The sequence below is a fragment of the Micromonospora sp. NPDC049204 genome, assembly GCF_040647935.1.
In the GTDB taxonomy this organism is placed as follows: domain Bacteria; phylum Actinomycetota; class Actinomycetes; order Mycobacteriales; family Micromonosporaceae; genus Micromonospora.
The window spans coordinates 303195-318657 of the sequence record NZ_JBEZDC010000004.1 but is presented as its reverse complement, the minus strand read 5'-3'; the positions used below and the strand labels follow the sequence as shown (position 1 = coordinate 318657).

Genomic DNA, 15463 nt, shown 5'->3' with positions numbered 1-15463 from the left:
ATGCCGCGACAGAAAGTGCAAGATCGCGGGGCAGCGGGGTTCAGAGCGCGCCGCACTCGCCGTCGGTCAGCTCGCGCAGGATGTCGGCGTGACCCGCGTGCCGGGCCGTCTCCTCGATCAGGTGCACCAGAATCCAGCGCAGCGACACCTCGCCGAGCTGTGGGTGCGGCACCACGTGGTCAAGGTCGAAGCGGGCGGCGATCGCCCGCGATCGGGCGCAGGCCCGCTCGTACGCCTCGGTGAGCTCGGCGACGGTGTCCTGGTCACCGAGCGTGAAGCTCGCCACCGCATCCTCCTCCGAGGTCAGGTAGACGTCGCCCGGCTCGGGGGCCAGCAGGGTCGGGAACCAGTTCCGCTCGACCAGGGTCAGATGCTTGACCAGCCCGGCGAGCGTGGTCGCCGAGGGCACCAGCCGTCGGCCCGCGTCGGCGTCGGAGAGACCGCGTAGTTTGCGCAGCAGCACGGCCCGGTGGAAGTCGAGGAACGAGTCCAGTACGGCGCGCTCGTCGCCGGTACGGGCGAGCACCGGGCCGAGCGTCGGATCGATCGTCTGCTCCACCCGCCGACCCTAGCCACGGGTCGGGTCGCCCCGCTGCCCCGCTATCCGCTGCGGGCGGGCGGCACGACGGGCAGGATGGGCGCATGGCTTCATCCGTGCGGATCCTTCTCGTCGGCGGCACGGCGGACGGGCAGACCATCACCGTCGAACTGGACAGCAACGGCCGTCCACCGCTGACCCACCACCACCTCGGCTCGGGTGGGCTGGCGCAGGCACAGATCTACGAGCTGGAGACCGCCCACGAAGAGGCCCGCGAGTGGCGCTACCGGTGGACGGGTCCCGCCGTGTGACCGCCCACTCAGACCCGGGTGAGGGCCTGGCTGCGTAGGCCCTCCAGCACCCCGCGGGTGACCTCCGAGGTGCCCCGCGCCTGCTCGCACACCTCGGCCACCCGTCGGGCGGTGGCCTCCGCGCGTTGCTCCCGCTCGTCCCACAGCCGGTCGACCTCGGCCAACAGCGGCCCCTCGACCTCCCGCTCCACGCCGCGCAGCGCCGGCACGCCGAGCCGCTGGGCCAGGTCGAAGACCTTGCCGGCGTACGGCAGGGGCAGGAACGGTGTGCCGACCATCGCCGCGAAGATCAGGAAGTGCAGACGCATGCCGACGGCCAGGTCGAAGTGGCGCATCAGTCCGAGCACCTGCTGCGGCGAGTAGGTGCCGTGCAGGATCCGACCGTGATCGGCGGCGACCATGTGGGAGAGCACCCCGTGGGCGTGCCGGATGTCGTCCCGTTCCATCGGCACGAACAGCACGTACGCGTCGATCCGGTGCACCAGGAAGTCACCGATCTGGGCCAGCAGCCGGTGGTAGCCGTCCACGTCGAGCCGCTCGGCGGCCCGCCCCGGCTCCCGCACGCTGATCCCGACCAGCCGTTTACCGACCGGCACCCCCTCCTCGGCGAGCAGGTGGGCCGGGAAGTCCTCGGGTTGCAGGAGGAACGCCGGGTCGGCGGTGACCGTGATCGGATTGAGCAGACCCGCCTCCTCCAGCACCATCCGGGACTCCTGGTCACGGACCGTCACCTGGGTCGCGCCGGAGAGCGTCTCCCGGACCATGCCGGTGTCCACCGCGTCGCTGAGCGGCCCGACCCCCACCGCGTACGTGATCAGGGGCAGGCCGCGTTCCTGTGCGACCCGGACCACCCGCAGGTAGCGGCGGGCCTCCCGGTCGTAGAGGATGCCGCCGCCACCCAGGATCAGTAGGTCGAGTTGGGCCAGGACGAGGGCGGAGTCGGTGCGGCTGACGCCTTCCCAGGGCACCGCCTCGACGTCCGGGTGGGCGGCCCGCGTGTGCTCCGGGTTACGGGAGAAGACGATGATCCGGGCGTTTGGTTCCTGCGTACGCAGATCGGTGAGCAGGCCGGTGAGGATCGCCTCGTCGCCGAGGTTTCGCCCACCGTACGAGCCGAGCACACCGATGGTCAGTCCGACACCGTGCGTCATCCGTCGCTCCTCCCCAGGTGCGGTCCGCGCCGGTTTCCCGCTGGGCAGGTGAACAGTCCTGCCCAGGGGACCGGCCTGGGGTCGCTCCGGGGCCGCGCCGCCGGCTCAGCCCGCCGCGGCGATCCGCTTCACCATCTGCTGCGACGTGACCTCGAAGCCGAGACTCCGGTAGAGCCCGATCGCCGCGGTGTTCGTACCGAAGACGTTCAGACCCAGCTCGGGCACGTTGAGCTGGGCGAGTTCGGCCTCGATGAGCTGGATCATCCGACGTGCGTACCCGCGTCCCCGCTGCGCGGGATGCACCTCGATGTTGTCGATCCAGGCCTGGCTCGGGGCGGCCGTCGTCGGCAGGGTCACCCAGATCCAACCGACCTCGATGCCGTCGACCCGGCCCACCCGCAGCAGCGCCCTCTCGGACGCCGCGCCCGCCGGCAGCGACTCCCGGATCTGGGTGGCCGACCGCTCGTGGGCCGCCTCCGGGGTCAACCCCCGGTGCGCCACCAGGTCCTCGGCGTACGCCTGCTCCAGCTCCCCGAGCAACCGGGCCAGGTCCTGCTCCGTCATCGGTGTCAGCGTCAACTCCACCGAGTCCTCCCCTCCGTCGTCGACGGGGAAGAGTGCAGCAGATCCGACCCGGGTACGCCACCGGGTTCGCCGGTCAGCGCGCGGTGGGCGACGGGTCCAGGTGGCGCGTCAACTGCGTCAGGTCGTCGAGCCGCAGGTCGCCATCGAGCCCTTTCAGCGCGGCGGTCATCGCGCCGGCGGCCCGCCCGGCCCGCAGGCCCACCTCGGCGTCCTCGACGACCAGACACCGCGGCACGGGTACGCCCAACCGGGCGGCGGCCCGCCGGTAACCCTCCGGATCCGGCTTGCCGACACGCACGTCCTCCACGGTGACCAGCACGGGAGCGATGATGCCGGCGGCACCGAGCCGAGCCTCGGCCAGCCGCCGGTCGGCGCTGGTCACCACCGCCCAGGGCAGTCCCAGCCGGGCCAGCGCGGTCAGCAGGTCGTGCGCCCCCGGGGTGGCCACCACGTCGGACAGGTCGTCGTACTGCAACGCGAGCTGCCGCGCCGCCGCCGCGGCGACAGTGGTGTCGTCGAGCGCGGGCAGCAGGCGGCGGATGGTCCGGTCCGCGGGGCTGCCATGGGCGATCGTCAACGCCGCCGCCGGGTCGACCCCGTACTCGGCGGCCCACTGTTCCCAGGCCCGCTCGACGGCGGCGTCGGAGTCGACGAGGGTGCCGTCCATGTCGAACAGCACCGCCCCGATGCCACCCAGCCCCACGATCACCCTCCCCGTCGCCCGGTCCCCAGGCCACCCTCCCCCGCAGCCCAAGATCCGCGCAACTTCGGTGCTCCTGCTGTCTCGTCGGCCGTTGAGGCAGCACGATCCCTGAAGCTGCGCAGATCTTGAGGCTGGGTGGGTGCGGTCGCGGGTATCGGACCTGGAGGTGGGAACGAGGGGTCCGATCGCCGCCAGACCGGGAGGTCGGCACGGCCGCATGATCGTTTGCATGACGACACTCAGCGACAAGGTTGCCCTGGTGACCGGTGGTTCCCGCGGCATCGGGGCCGGCATCGCCCTGCGCCTGGCCCAGGACGGGGCCGACGTGGCGTTCACCTACCGACAGGACGCGGAGCGGGCCGCGACAGTGGTGCGGCAGATCGAGGCGCTCGGCCGGCGAGCACTGGCCGTCCAGGCCGACGGCGCCGACCCGAGCGCCGTGCGGGACGCGGTCGACCGGACGGTCGCCGACCTGGGTCGGCTGGACATCCTGGTGAACAACGCGGCGGTCTTCCTCGTCGGCGCCGTGGACGAACTGGGCATGGCAGAGGTGGAGCGGACGATCGCGGTGAACATCCGGGCGCCGTACGTCGCCGTGCAGGCGGCGCTGCGGCACCTGGGCGAAGGCGGACGGATCATCAGCATCGGCAGCAACGTCGGAGAGCGGGCCGTCTTCCCCGGGCTGACGCTCTACTCGATGAGCAAGACCGCTCTGGTCGGCCTGACCCGGGGCCTGGCCCGCGAGCTGGGACCACGGGACATCACCGTCAACCTGGTCAACCCCGGGCCGACGGACACGGACGCCAACCCGGCGGACGGACCGAACGCGGCGGCCATCAGAGGATTCACCGCCGTCGGCCGCTACGCTCGGCCCGCCGACATCGCCGCCACCGTCGCGCACCTGGCCAGCCCCGAGGCCGGGTACGTGACCGGCGCGGTGGTCAACGTGGACGGCGGCTTCACCAGCTGAGGACCCCGGGCGGCGTCGCCGCGCCCTCCGGCGCCGCCCGACCTCAGGTTCGACCCGCTGGACGGCTTGACCGGACGGCCTACGGTGCCGGCCATGCCCCTGCGCGCGGCACGCCTGCTGGTCTGGCCCTTCGCCGTGGCCGCGTTCGCCCTGCGGGTGTGCGCCGAACTGTGGTTCAGGCCGGTGACCTGGCGGATCGACCCGAGTGGCGTCGCCTTCCTGGCGTGGATGGCTGTCCTCTCCGGCACGCTCCTGGTGCCGTGGGTCGGCTACGCCCTGTTGACCAGACGCAACCGGCGGCCCGCGACCTGGCTGGTGGACCCGCAGCGGCACCGCTTCGTCGCGCCGGCGAGCCCCGCGTGGATGGGCTCCTGGTCGATGGTTCTTGGCTGGATCGCGGCGGCCTTCGTGCAGACCGAACGGATCGCTGGCGGGGATCGCGCGCAGCTCGTCCGGACCACGGGCGCGGTGGCGCTGGCCATCGCTGTCGCGGCCGTCGTCCTGGGCGGTATCGCGCTCACCCTGCTGCTGAACCGGCCACTGCTCACCCTGGACCGCGATGGCATCACGGAACAGGGCCTCGTCAGGCGGACCTTCCTGCCCTGGGATCGCCTACTGCCGGGTGGTCCGCCTCCTCCGCCCCGCAGGGCCGCGAGCATCCCCCTGATGCGGTTGGCCGCGGCGCCAGGAAAGCCGCCCCACCCGTATCCGCTGCCGGTCGGGCGGCTGCACGTGGACCCGGCGTTCCTCGCGAACACGGTTCGGCAGTACGTGGAGCACCCCGAGCACCGCCAGGCCATCGGCACCCAGCGCGAACTGGATCGGCTGCACGCGACCCTGACGTGAACCCCTCAGCGGGGCGGGTCCTCGCCGGTGAGCCCGTCCACCGACTCCCGGATCAGGTCGGCGTGACCGACGTGCCGGGCGTACTCCTCGATGAGGTCGACGAGGACCCGGCGCAGGCTCGGTACGCGATCGTCCGGCCACTCACCCCGGGCCAACTGCTCCGGTCCGGCGTCGGTCAGCAGCTCGGCGACGGTGGCACGGGAACGGGCCACCGCCTCCCGCCAGAGCGTGTAGAGCTGCTCCGGGGTGTCCTCGGCGGCGGAGCGCCATTCCCAGCCGGGGTTCGCGGCCCAGTCGACCGTCTCCCACGGTGCTCCCGGTGAGCGCCCGGCCAGCTTCAGCGAGAAGTAGAGATCCTCGACGAAGGCCAGGTGCTTGAGCAGCCCACCCAGGGTGATCGACGACGGGCCGAGCGTCGCCCGCAGGCTGTCGGCGTCGAGCCCACCGGTCTTCCACGCGAGGGTCGCGCGCTGGCGGTCCAGGGAACCCAACAGGGTGGCGGTCTCGTCGCCCGCGATCGGCGGCTCGGGGTGACCGTCCTCGTCCACGTTGGTCATGGTGGACGAGGCTAACGGGCCGATCGGGGTCGGTCCATCCCGCGTGGACCCGAATAGAATTCGGTGGGTGAGGCCACAGGCGGTCCTGCTGGACCTGGGAGTTTCTCCGTCGCCCGCCGGGTCGGGTGAGCTACTGCTGGCGGACGAGCGGAGCTGTCGTCTCGTCTTCGTCGCCGAGGCGCCGCACCGCGTGGCGATGGCCACCTTCGTCGGTTTCACGCAGGTGCTCTTCGGCTATCCGAACGACGAGGCGTTGCCCGGTCACCCTCTCCACGACCCCGACTGGGAGTACGGGTTCTACGAGGTGCAGGGTTCGCCGTGGCCCGGCAGGTTGGAGGCACAGAACGCGGTGCCGCTCCCGGATCAGACATCCTCGGGCTGGCGGCAGCTGCGCCACTTCCTCGTGGTCTGCCACGAAGACCTCGTCGAGGTCCTCGCCGACGACGTGAGCGTCGAGGTGTTCGACACGTCGTTCGAGGAGGTGGCGATGCACGCCCTACGGCTCAACCTGGGCAGCGACTCCTGATGCCCGACGAGATCCTCGTCGGGCTGTGGGACAGCGGCCCGTACGACTACGGCGCGTTGGAGTCCAGTTGGGTGTGCCTGCGAAGTGACGGCACCGGCTGGAGCGCGTGGGCCAACGCCGCCGGTGGCGCTTCGGTGAGCCAGTTGAGCTGGAGTTGCCCCGAGGACGGCGTGTTGGAGTTGCGGTACCGCTGGACCGCCTCGGGCAGCGGTCGCCCGGGCACGCCGCCCGAGCTGATGGACATCGACGAGGAGGGCCCGGACGACACGCTGGTGCGGACCCGCTTCGTGGTTCGCCGCGACACCCCACCGTTGGTGGACTCGCCCGTCACCAGTCTCCACCTCGACGCAGCCGTCGAGTTCGCGCATCGCTTCGCGATCGTCACCCGGGACCTGACGGATCCCGCACACTGACGCGCACGGTCCGTCCCGGGGGGCAGGCGTCAGGGCAGTTCGTAGCCGGCTTCCTCGACGGCGGCACGCACCTCGGCGATGTCGAGAGGTCGGTCGCTCGTCACCGTGGCGGTGTCACCTTCGACGTCCACTGCCACGTCGGTGACACCGGGAATCCGTTCGATCTGCTCGGTGACGAAGCCCGCGCAGTGCCCGCAGGCCATACCGATCACGCGATAGCTGCTGACGGTCATGTCGACAGCTGCTCCTCGTCGCTGGCCCGGACGGGAACGGCACGGGTGAGCATGTGCGCCTGCCGCATCCGCCCGTCGTCAGCGAACTGCCCGAAGAAGTACACGTCCACACTGCCCACCCGTTTGGGGGTCTGGAAGTGCAGGGTGTAGCGGGCGGCGATCCGGTCCCCGTCGGCGATCGCCTCGTGCACCTCCCACCGGGCGCCGGTCTGGTGCTTGCGGGCCGGGCGGGTGTGCGCGATGAGCTTGGCGCGGTCCATCAGGTGGCCGTCGGCGACCTGCACAATGTCGGGCGTGTGGTAGCGGTCCACGACCGTCGCCGGATCCTCGTCGCCACGGACCAGATCGTGCATGAAAGAGGTGAAGAAGTTGGCGATGAACTCCTTCGGGTCAGTGCCGTCGGAAGCCTTCATCTCACCCATCCTTCGGTCGAAGCTTTACAGCTTGTAAAATATCGACCCTCAACAACTTTGGCAAGGTGTAAGAGATGAGTGGTTCAGCGGACCGCAACCGCCGCGCGGACGCGCGCCGCAACAGCGGTGCGATCCTCGACGCGGCGCTCCGACTGCTCGACGCGCAGCCCGACGCCAGCCTCGATGCCATCGCCGGTGCCGCCGGCGTCACCCGGCAGACCGTCTACGCCCACTTCCCGTCCCGTGAGCACCTGATGGTGGCCGTCGTCCGACGGATCACCGACGAGGCCGTCGCCGCGATGGACGCCGCCGAGCCGGACCGCGGACCCGCCCCGGACGCGCTCATCCGCGTCCTCACGGCCGGCACCCAGATCGCCGAGCGCTATCCGGGCCTGACCCAGCAGATCGCGTCACTGCCGGTGAGCCCGCAGGTCGACGAGGAACGGCACGCGCCGGTCGCCGACCGGATCGACCGGGTGGTCCGGCGCGGACAGGCGAGCGGCGAATTCGACAGTGGACTACCGGCCGGGTTGCTCGCCGCGATCACCATCAAGATCGGCCACGCCGTGGGCGAGGAGGTCGACGCCGGCCGGATGTCCCGGGCCGAGGCCGCCGACGCGCTGCGTACCGTCCTGATCAGGCTGCTGCGACCCAGCAGGTGATCATCCGCGGACGCTGAGGTGCGGCCGCGGCCGAGCCTCGATCGGCAACGATGGGCGACATGACCCGGCTGAGAAAACCGATGACGTGCGACGACCGACCCGGGGAGGCGCGGTGACGCAGCGCCCGCCGCACCAGCGGGGCCGGTGTCCCGTCTGCAAACGCCTCGTACCCCTCACCGCCGAGGGCGACGTGGCGCGACACAACGGCACCATTCGTGCCTACGCCCCGCCCGAGGAGTGCCCCGGGGGTGGACAGCGAGCGGAGGCCACGGGGTCGTGAGCGGAAGCGCGAGCAGGCCTCGTGGGCTGGGCCAGGAGACGAGATGGGCCGCCGGATCACCGGCAGCCCATCTCGCTTGCTGGACTGAGGGGTGGGCGCGGCAGGTTTCGAACCTGCGACCCCCCGCTTGTAAGGCGGGTGCTCTCCCACTGAGCTACGCGCCCGGATCGCCCGTGCGGCGGGCCGGTGGCTGGCAAGCTTACCTGCTCGCCGCCGGCCCCGGCGCACGGCGTACTCCGGTCAGCCGGTCACTTCGGCGAGGGCCTTGCGCCAGCCCTGCTGGTCGCGGGCCTCGCCCGGGCCGTTCATCTCGGCGAAGCGGACCACGCCGGCCTTGTCGATGACGAAGGTGCCCCGGTTGGCGATGCCGGCGACGTCGTTGAAGACCCCGTACGCCTGGGCGACGGCGCCGTGCGGCCAGAAGTCGGCAAGCATGGGGAACTGGTAGCCCTCACGGTCGGCCCAGATCTTGTGGCTGTAGACCGAGTCGACACTGACCGTCAACACCTGGACGTCGTCGTTCGCGTACGCGTCGAGGTTGTCCCGCACCTCGCACAGCTCACCCTGGCAGGTGCCGGTGAAGGCGAGCGGGTAGAAGACCAGCAGGACGGAGCGCCTGCCCCGGAAGTCCGACAGTCGGACCTCCTGGTTGTTCTGGTCCTTCAGGACGAAGTCCGGCGCCTCGGCACCAACCTCGATGGGCATGCGTACTCTCCTCGGGGGTCGAGTCGGGTTACGGCACCAGCCTGCCACCCGACGGTGCGGACCGCCGGGCTGCGAAGCGGCGCGGGCTACTTCTTGGCCTTGGCCCCTCGGCGCAGCACGAGACGTGCGCCGCTCCAGTCCCGGCCGGCGTTGACGGTCGAGGTCTGCTGAAGGCCGGCGGTGGGCGCGGACTCCGCGACCTCGCTCGGCTCGACATGCCCGTCACGCCCCGCCTTCGGGGTGAGGAGCCACACGACCCCGTTGTCGGCCAGCGGGCCGAGGGCGTCGACGAGAAGTTCGAAAAGGTCACCGTCGCCGTCGCGGTACCACACCAGCACGGCGTCGACCACCTCGTCGGTGTCCTCGTCGACCAGATCTCCACAGCGGTCGGTCAGGGCGTCTCGGAGATCCTGGTCGACGTCGTCGTCGTACCCCATCTCCATGACGACCATCCCCGGTTCGATACCGAACCGGTCCGCCAGGCTGCGTACCCCGTCGGCGGCCTGACCAGCGGTCGCGCTCACTGTCGCGTGCCTCCTCATCTCGTCCCTGCTCGCGGCGTCGGTGCGACGGCCGTCAGGCAAAGTCCACACAGTTGTTGGTCCGCGCGCAAGTGGCGCACCGGGTGGAACGGAATTTACCGTGCCAGCAGCGTACGGGCACCGTCGGTAATGGCTTCCGCGGAGACCAGTACGTGACGCGCTGCCGGACCTAATGGTACAAACGAGTCAACTCCGGCCACCCGACGTGCGGCACCGACATATCCCGCGTCGACCAGGGCGGCGATGACCCCCTCGCCCACCCCGCCGGATCGGCGCGTCTCGTCCACCACCAGCACCCGGCCGGTCGCCGACGACTCCCGGATGATGTCGGCCACCGGCAGCGGCGCCAGCCAGCGCAGATCCACCACCCGGGTGCCCACCCCCTCCTCGGCGAGGACCGCCGCGGCCCGCAGCGACATCCGCACCCCGTTACCGAAGGTGATGATGGTCAGGTCGTCGGCCGAGCCGACCCGGTAGACCCGGGCCCGGCCGATCGGCACGTGCCCGGACACCCACGCGCCCGGCTCCGGATAGCCGGCCAGCCACTCCCCGTCGCCCTCGGCGTACAGGTCGCGCGTGTGGTAGAGCGCTATCGGCTCCACGAACACGCAGACGCTGCCATCCACCGCCGCGCTGGCCAGGCAGGTCCGTAGCATCGGTGCCGCGTCGTCCGGCCGCGCCGGCACCGCGACCACCAGACCGGGCACATCCCGGAGTACGGCCACCGAGTTGTCGTTGTGGAAGTGCCCGCCGAACCCCTCCTGGTACGCCAGCCCGGCCACCCGGACCACCATCGGGTTGCGGAACGCACCCCGCGAGAAGAACTGCATGGTGGCCGCCTCGCCGCGCAGTTGGTCCTCCGCGTTGTGCAGGTACGCCAGGTACTGGATCTCCGGCACCGGCAGCATCCCGGCCAACCCGGCGCCGAGGCCCAACCCGAGGACCGACGTCTCGTCGAGCAACGTGTCGAAGACCCGGGCCGCCCCGAAACGGTCACGCAGCCCCTTCGTCACCCCGTACACGCCGCCCTTGGCCGCCACGTCCTCGCCGAAGATTGCCATCTGCGGGTGGTCGAGCATCCCGTCGGCGAGTGCCGCGTTGATGCTCTGCGCCAGGGTCATCGGCCCGGCCAGCTCCGGCGGTTTGCCCCCGAACGCCTCGGCCCGCGCACCGGCGCCCGGTCCGCTGGCCCGCGCCGCGGCGTCGCCCACCGCCCGCGCCACCCGCACCGGACGGCGGGGCGCCAGCGCCGACACCACGTCGGCCGCGGAGGCCAACTTCGGCTCGCCCAGCACCTCCTCGGCCAGCCGCCGTACCTGCCAGCCGGTCTCGTCGTACCGGGCCAGCAACTCCTCGCCGGTGGCCACGCCGGCGTGTACGAGCAGCCGCGCGGTGGCGACCACCGGGTCCCGGTCCAGGTCCTCGGCCAGTTCGGCCGCGCTCCGGTACGCCGACTCCGCGTCCGCGCCGGCGTGTCCCATCAGCCGTACCGTCCGCAGGTGCAGCACGGCCGGCCGCCGGGTACGGCGTACCCAGGCCGCGGCCTCCGCCGCCACCGCGTACGTCTGCACCGGGTCGGCCCCGTCCGCGCTGAAGTAGCGGATGCCCGGCCTGGCCCGCAGGGTGGCCTCGACCCAGCCCTCCGGTGAACGGACGCTGATGCCCAGCCCGTTGTCCTCGCAGACGAAGAGCACCGGGATACGCAGCTTGGCGTGGTCGTACCACCCGGCGGTGTTGAACGCCGCGGTGGCACTGGCGTGGTTGACCGAGGCGTCGCCGAAGGAACACACCACGATCGCGTCCGGGGGCCACGGGGCGGCCGCTGGGACCGCGCCACTGCCGACCCCGGTACGTCGCCCGGCGTTGTCCAGCCGGCGCAGCCGCTGCACGGCCAGCCCCATCCCGACCGCGCGGGGCAGGTGCGAGGCGATGGTGGAGGTGGTCGGCACGATGGCCAGATCGGCCCGGCCGAACACCTTGTGCCGGCCGCCGGCGACCGGTTCCTGACTGGAGGCGACCATCCCGCGCAGCACGTCCCGGGCCGCGTCCACGTACGGCGCGAACCCGCCGGTGGGCGACTCGGACCCGATGGGCTGGGCGTCGGTCGGCTCGGAGTCGGTCGGCTCGGAGTTGCTCCGCTCGGCGTGGGTCAGCTCGGAGTCGGGCGGCTCGGAGTCCGTCGGCTCGGCGTCGGGCGGCTCGGCGTCGGGCGGCTTCGGGTCGGCGGTCGATGCCGAGTCGGCGGCGACCTGCGCGGCGCGGACGCAGTAGAAGGCGCCGGAGCGGTAGTGCAGCAGCGCCGGATCGGTGGGGCGCAGCGCGGCGGCGACCGCGGCGTTGCCCTCGTGCCCGGCCGAGCCGATGGTGTAGAAACCCTCCCCGAAGCTGCGCAGCCAACGGCCGGCCAGGTCGAGCTGCCGGCTGGTCACCTGCGCGTCGAACAGGTCCAGCACCTGCGCGCCGGTCAGTGGGGCATCGTCGCTGACCGGGTCGGCGGGATCACGCCGCCGCCCCGCGGCGGGCAGAGCCGCCAGGGTCTCCCGGAACCGGTCGTCGAGATCTTGCGGGGTTGTCACGTGGGACAGCATTACCGACGAGGGCCCTGGTCGCCCAGTGGGACACGGTCGGCGCGTGTCGACTCACTCCGGCCCGCAGGGCTCCAGACGGTCACCGGAGGACACCTTCCGGACCAGGTCACGAAGGGTGCTCAGCTCCCGGTCGGTCAGCCCGGACAGGAGTCGGGAGTCGGACATCACCTCGGTCACCCGGTCCCGTTCGATGCGTCCCCTCTCGGTCACCACCAACGTCTTCTGCCGACGGTCCCCGGGGTCGGTGCGGCGCTCGACCAACCCGGCCTGCTCCAGCTTGTCGACCAGCATCGTCACGTTCGACCTGTCGCAGCCCAGTCGACCGGCGAGATCACGGGCGGGCAGCGGGTGGTCCGGGTCCAGTTCGCGCAACGCCCGGGCCGCCGCCGGCGTGAGCCCCAGTTCGGCGAACGCGGAGCCCTGCCGGTGACGCAGAGCGTCGCTCACGTGGGCCATCCGGCGCAGCACGTCGGCGGCGAGATCAGCCCGATCCACCGGTCCACCTGCTGCGGAACCCACCTCCTGCGTCACGGCCACATCGTACGCAGTGCGCCCAGGACGAATCGACAGCGGTCGTCGGTGTTCGACTGCCGGCGACGAGCCGGGCCACTGACTGTCATCTGTCGGCCACCGGGGCTCGCCAGGCTCCCGGTGTCACGCAGATCGGACTCTGGGGAGGATTCGTGTCACTGTCCCGACGTACCATCCTGCTGTCCGGCGCCGCAATCGGCGCCGCAGGCGCGGTCACCGGGCTGCCGGCGGCGGCCGGCGCGGCGGCGGCCCGGCCGCTGGCCTACCCGTTCACCCTCGGTGTGGCCTCCGGCGACCCCGACCACGACGGATTCGTGTTGTGGACCCGCCTGGCCCCGCAGCCACTGGCCGAGGACGGCCTCGGCGGCATGCCGGACCGCGCCGTGCCGGTCCACTGGGAGTTGGCCGTCGACGAGCGGTTCCGGCATGTGGTGCGCCGCGGCGTCGCCGTCGCCCGCACCCGCTCGGCGCACAGCGTGCACGTGGAGTTGGCCGGCCTGCTGCCCGGGCGCGAGTACTTCTACCGGTTCCGGGCCGAGCGCCACGTCTCGCCGACCGGACGTACCCGCACCGCCCCGGCACCATGGAGCATGCCGGCCGCCCTGGCGATGGGCTTCGCCTCCTGCTCCCAGTACGAGCACGGTTACTTCACCGCCTACCGGCGGCTGGCCGAGACCGAGCCGGAGCTGATCCTGCACCTGGGCGACTACCAGTACGAGTACGCCCCGGACACGTACAACGTCCCCGGTGGCAACCCGCGTGACCACGAGGGACCGGAGACCCGGACGCTGGCCAACTACCGGCAGCGGCACGCCCAGTACAAGACCGACGCCGACCTGCAGGCCGCGCACGCGGTGGCGCCGTGGGCGGTGGTGTTCGACGACCACGAGGTGGAGAACAACTGGGCCGACGAGGTGCCCGAGGCGCCGGACCCGGAGTTTCCCGCGCGGCGGGCGGCGGCGTTCCAGGCGTACTACGAGAACATGCCGCTGCGGCGCACCTCGATCCCCCGCGGCATCGACATGCAGCTCTACCGGCGGGTGCGCTGGGGGCGGCTCGCCACGTTCCACCTGCTCGACACCCGGCAGTACCGCGACGACCAGGCCTGCGGCGACGGCTATCGGGACTGCGCGGCGGCAGCCGACCCGTCCCGGTCGATCACCGGGGCCGAGCAGGAGGCGTGGCTGCTGGACGGCTTCCGTCGCTCGGACGCCCAGTGGGACATCCTGGGCCAGCAGGTCTTCTTCGCTCAACGGGACAACAACTCCGGTCCGCTCACCGTCACCAGCATGGACTCCTGGGACGGCTACGTCGCCTCCCGGGACCGCATCACCCGGGGTTGGTTGGCCGCCGGGGTACGCAACCCGGTGGTGCTGACCGGCGACGTGCACGCGCACTGGGCCAGCGACCTCAAGCTGGACTACGCCGATCCGACCTCGCGCACCGTCGGTACCGAGCTGGTCTGCTCCTCGATCACCTCGACGGGTGACGGCGCGGACTCGGCGTCCGGCTCGCACCCGTGGTTCGCGTTCAACCCGCACCTGCGCTTCCAGAACAACCTGCGGGGATACGTGCGCACCACGATCACCCCGGGACAGCTCACCGCCGACTTCGACGTGCTGCCGTACGTCAGCCGACCGGGCGCGCCCGCGTACACCCGGGCCTCGTTCGTGATCGAGGACCGCGTGCCCGGCCTGCACCAGACGGCGGACAACCCGGTCCCGTCGGCGGTTCGCAGCGCCGCGCCGTCCGCGGACCCCGGCCAGCAGACCGTCGATCAGGAAACCGTCCGCCCCTAACCGCCCGACGCCGCAAGATCCGCGCAACATCGGGGAAACTGCTGCCTCGGCACAGGCTGAGGCAGCAGTTTCGGAGATGTTGCGCGGATCTTGAGCTGAGCGCCGACACGGAGCGGCGGCACGGGTCGAGGCCCAGGACGGCGATCAGCCGGGGAGGAACGAGAAGCGGACCTGGCGGGTCGGGTTGTCGCCGTTGGTGTCGACGAGACAGATCGACTGCCAGGTGCCGAGCGCGAGCCGGCCGCCGAGCACCGGCAGCGTGGCGTACGGGGGGACGAGCGCCGGCAGCACGTGGTCGCGGCCGTGGCCGGGCGATCCGTGCCGGTGCCGCCAACGATCCGTCGTGGGCAGCAGGTCGTCCAGCGCGCTCAGCAGGTCGTCGTCGGAGCCCGACCCGGTCTCGATGATCGCCAGACCGGCGGTGGCGTGCGGCACGAAGACGTGCAACAGGCCGTCGTCCTCGCCGGAGACGAACTGCTGGGCCTCTGCGGTGATGTCCCGGACGGTCGGCCGTGACCCGGTCTGGACGGTGATGACGTCGCTGCGCATACGTCGCATTCTGCCGCAGGCACGAGTCAGGATCCGCCGCCACCGCCACCCGAGTCGCCGCCACCGCCACCACCGGAACCGCCACCGCCTCCGGACCAGCCACCGCCGTCGGACCAGCCCTCAGCGCCGGTGCCGCTCCCGTAGTCGCTCGAGCCGCTCCCGTAGTAGGTATGTGGGGTGTAGGTGTCCTCGTGCCCGCGGCGCTGACCCGGCACCGGCCGCGTCCTCGCGGGGGCCGGGGCCCGCAGGCCGCGGCGCGCCTGGACCGCGCCGAACACCACGGCGGCCAGACCGAAGATCACGACCGGGAGTACGGCGGGGTCCCCCGACGCCAGCACCCATGTTCCGGGGATCGCCGCGAGGGTCCCGACCGCCAGAAGCGCACCGCCCGCAGCCACTCGTCGCCCGTTCATGGCGTCACGATAAAAGGCCCAGACAAGGGGTCGAGGGCACTTCGTAGCGCTAAGTTACCGGCGGGTACCTGTGTTCAGCATCGCGTCCGGGGGACCTAGGCGTGACGAGGGGTGCCACGAGAGGGCAGGATGGCGCTAGAGACCTATC

General features: G+C 71.7%; 20 protein-coding genes and 1 tRNA gene. 7 read left to right on the top strand and 14 right to left on the bottom strand.

What is annotated here, in order from left to right:
• Positions 1–40: 40 nt before the first annotated feature.
• Positions 41–526: a DinB family protein gene (locus AB0A90_RS10680; protein ID WP_357245197.1), complete on the bottom strand. Its 486-nt coding sequence runs from the start codon at positions 524–526 to the stop codon at positions 41–43.
• 116 nt (positions 527–642) lie between these two features.
• Here AB0A90_RS10680 and AB0A90_RS10675 point away from each other — a divergent pair, with 116 nt between their 5' ends.
• On the top strand, positions 643–849 hold the full coding sequence (locus AB0A90_RS10675) for a hypothetical protein (protein ID WP_357244904.1): 207 nt from the start codon (positions 643–645) through the stop codon (positions 847–849).
• 8 nt (positions 850–857) lie between these two features.
• Here the strand turns inward: AB0A90_RS10675 and AB0A90_RS10670 are convergent, their stop codons facing one another.
• The 3 genes from AB0A90_RS10670 to AB0A90_RS10660 form a co-directional block, all read right to left on the bottom strand.
• Positions 858–2000: a polysaccharide pyruvyl transferase family protein gene (locus AB0A90_RS10670; RefSeq protein WP_357244902.1), complete on the bottom strand. Its 1143-nt coding sequence runs from the start codon at positions 1998–2000 to the stop codon at positions 858–860.
• Positions 2001–2105: 105 nt separating this feature from the next.
• On the bottom strand, positions 2106–2585 hold the full coding sequence (locus AB0A90_RS10665) for an N-acetyltransferase (RefSeq protein WP_357244900.1): 480 nt from the start codon (positions 2583–2585) through the stop codon (positions 2106–2108).
• Positions 2586–2658: 73 nt separating this feature from the next.
• The gene (locus tag AB0A90_RS10660) at positions 2659–3288 is read right to left on the bottom strand and encodes an HAD-IA family hydrolase (RefSeq protein ID WP_357244898.1); all 630 of its coding nucleotides are present in this window, start codon (positions 3286–3288) and stop codon (positions 2659–2661) included.
• 229 nt (positions 3289–3517) lie between these two features.
• Here AB0A90_RS10660 and AB0A90_RS10655 point away from each other — a divergent pair, with 229 nt between their 5' ends.
• Both AB0A90_RS10655 and AB0A90_RS10650 read left to right on the top strand, forming a co-directional pair.
• On the top strand, positions 3518–4258 hold the full coding sequence (locus AB0A90_RS10655) for a 3-oxoacyl-ACP reductase family protein (protein ID WP_357244896.1): 741 nt from the start codon (positions 3518–3520) through the stop codon (positions 4256–4258).
• Positions 4259–4351: 93 nt separating this feature from the next.
• Entirely contained in the window at positions 4352–5104 is a 753-nt protein-coding gene (locus AB0A90_RS10650; protein ID WP_357244894.1) for a hypothetical protein, read from the top strand.
• Between the two features lie 5 nt (positions 5105–5109).
• Here the strand turns inward: AB0A90_RS10650 and AB0A90_RS10645 are convergent, their stop codons facing one another.
• Entirely contained in the window at positions 5110–5661 is a 552-nt protein-coding gene (locus AB0A90_RS10645) for a DinB family protein (protein WP_357244892.1), read from the bottom strand.
• A 67-nt stretch (positions 5662–5728) separates the two neighbouring features.
• Between AB0A90_RS10645 and AB0A90_RS10640 the strand changes: the two genes are divergently transcribed.
• Complete coding sequence (locus AB0A90_RS10640) at positions 5729–6187, top strand: hypothetical protein (protein ID WP_357244890.1); 459 nt, start codon at positions 5729–5731, stop codon at positions 6185–6187.
• Entirely contained in the window at positions 6187–6600 is a 414-nt protein-coding gene (locus AB0A90_RS10635) for a hypothetical protein (protein WP_357244888.1), read from the top strand. The genes AB0A90_RS10640 and AB0A90_RS10635 overlap by 1 nt, the downstream gene beginning before the upstream one ends.
• A gap of 29 nt (positions 6601–6629) precedes the next feature.
• On the opposite strand, the gene AB0A90_RS10630 is transcribed toward AB0A90_RS10635, so the two are convergent.
• On the bottom strand, positions 6630–6833 hold the full coding sequence (locus AB0A90_RS10630; protein WP_357244886.1) for a heavy-metal-associated domain-containing protein: 204 nt from the start codon (positions 6831–6833) through the stop codon (positions 6630–6632).
• Entirely contained in the window at positions 6830–7246 is a 417-nt protein-coding gene (locus AB0A90_RS10625; RefSeq protein WP_357244884.1) for a nuclear transport factor 2 family protein, read from the bottom strand. The genes AB0A90_RS10630 and AB0A90_RS10625 overlap by 4 nt, the downstream gene beginning before the upstream one ends.
• A gap of 74 nt (positions 7247–7320) precedes the next feature.
• On the opposite strand from AB0A90_RS10625, the gene AB0A90_RS10620 reads away from it, so the two are divergent.
• Positions 7321–7908, top strand: a complete 588-nt coding sequence (locus tag AB0A90_RS10620) for a TetR/AcrR family transcriptional regulator (protein ID WP_357244882.1) — start codon at positions 7321–7323, stop codon at positions 7906–7908.
• Between the two features lie 372 nt (positions 7909–8280).
• Here the strand turns inward: AB0A90_RS10620 and AB0A90_RS10615 are convergent.
• The 5 genes from AB0A90_RS10615 to AB0A90_RS10595 form a co-directional block, all read right to left on the bottom strand.
• Positions 8281–8352: transfer RNA gene (locus AB0A90_RS10615), tRNA-Val, on the bottom strand.
• 76 nt (positions 8353–8428) lie between these two features.
• On the bottom strand, positions 8429–8893 hold the full coding sequence (locus AB0A90_RS10610) for a peroxiredoxin (protein WP_357244880.1): 465 nt from the start codon (positions 8891–8893) through the stop codon (positions 8429–8431).
• Positions 8894–8979: 86 nt separating this feature from the next.
• The gene (locus AB0A90_RS10605) at positions 8980–9417 is read right to left on the bottom strand and encodes a DUF3052 domain-containing protein (RefSeq protein WP_007463483.1); all 438 of its coding nucleotides are present in this window, start codon (positions 9415–9417) and stop codon (positions 8980–8982) included.
• A gap of 113 nt (positions 9418–9530) precedes the next feature.
• Entirely contained in the window at positions 9531–12023 is a 2493-nt protein-coding gene (locus AB0A90_RS10600; protein WP_357244878.1) for a thiamine pyrophosphate-dependent enzyme, read from the bottom strand.
• A 51-nt stretch (positions 12024–12074) separates the two neighbouring features.
• A complete protein-coding gene (locus AB0A90_RS10595; protein ID WP_357245195.1) occupies positions 12075–12479 on the bottom strand; it encodes a MarR family winged helix-turn-helix transcriptional regulator in 405 nt (134 codons plus the stop codon).
• Between the two features lie 227 nt (positions 12480–12706).
• On the opposite strand from AB0A90_RS10595, the gene AB0A90_RS10590 reads away from it, so the two are divergent.
• A complete protein-coding gene (locus AB0A90_RS10590; protein WP_357244876.1) occupies positions 12707–14353 on the top strand; it encodes an alkaline phosphatase D family protein in 1647 nt (548 codons plus the stop codon).
• A 144-nt stretch (positions 14354–14497) separates the two neighbouring features.
• Here AB0A90_RS10590 and AB0A90_RS10585 read toward each other — a convergent pair whose 3' ends face one another.
• Together AB0A90_RS10585 and AB0A90_RS10580 are read right to left on the bottom strand one after the other, a co-directional pair.
• Positions 14498–14902 (bottom strand): YjbQ family protein, encoded by a 405-nt coding sequence (locus AB0A90_RS10585; RefSeq protein WP_357244874.1) that lies wholly within the window; start codon positions 14900–14902, stop codon positions 14498–14500.
• A gap of 26 nt (positions 14903–14928) precedes the next feature.
• On the bottom strand, positions 14929–15315 hold the full coding sequence (locus AB0A90_RS10580) for a hypothetical protein (RefSeq protein ID WP_357244872.1): 387 nt from the start codon (positions 15313–15315) through the stop codon (positions 14929–14931).
• Positions 15316–15463 lie beyond the last annotated feature (148 nt).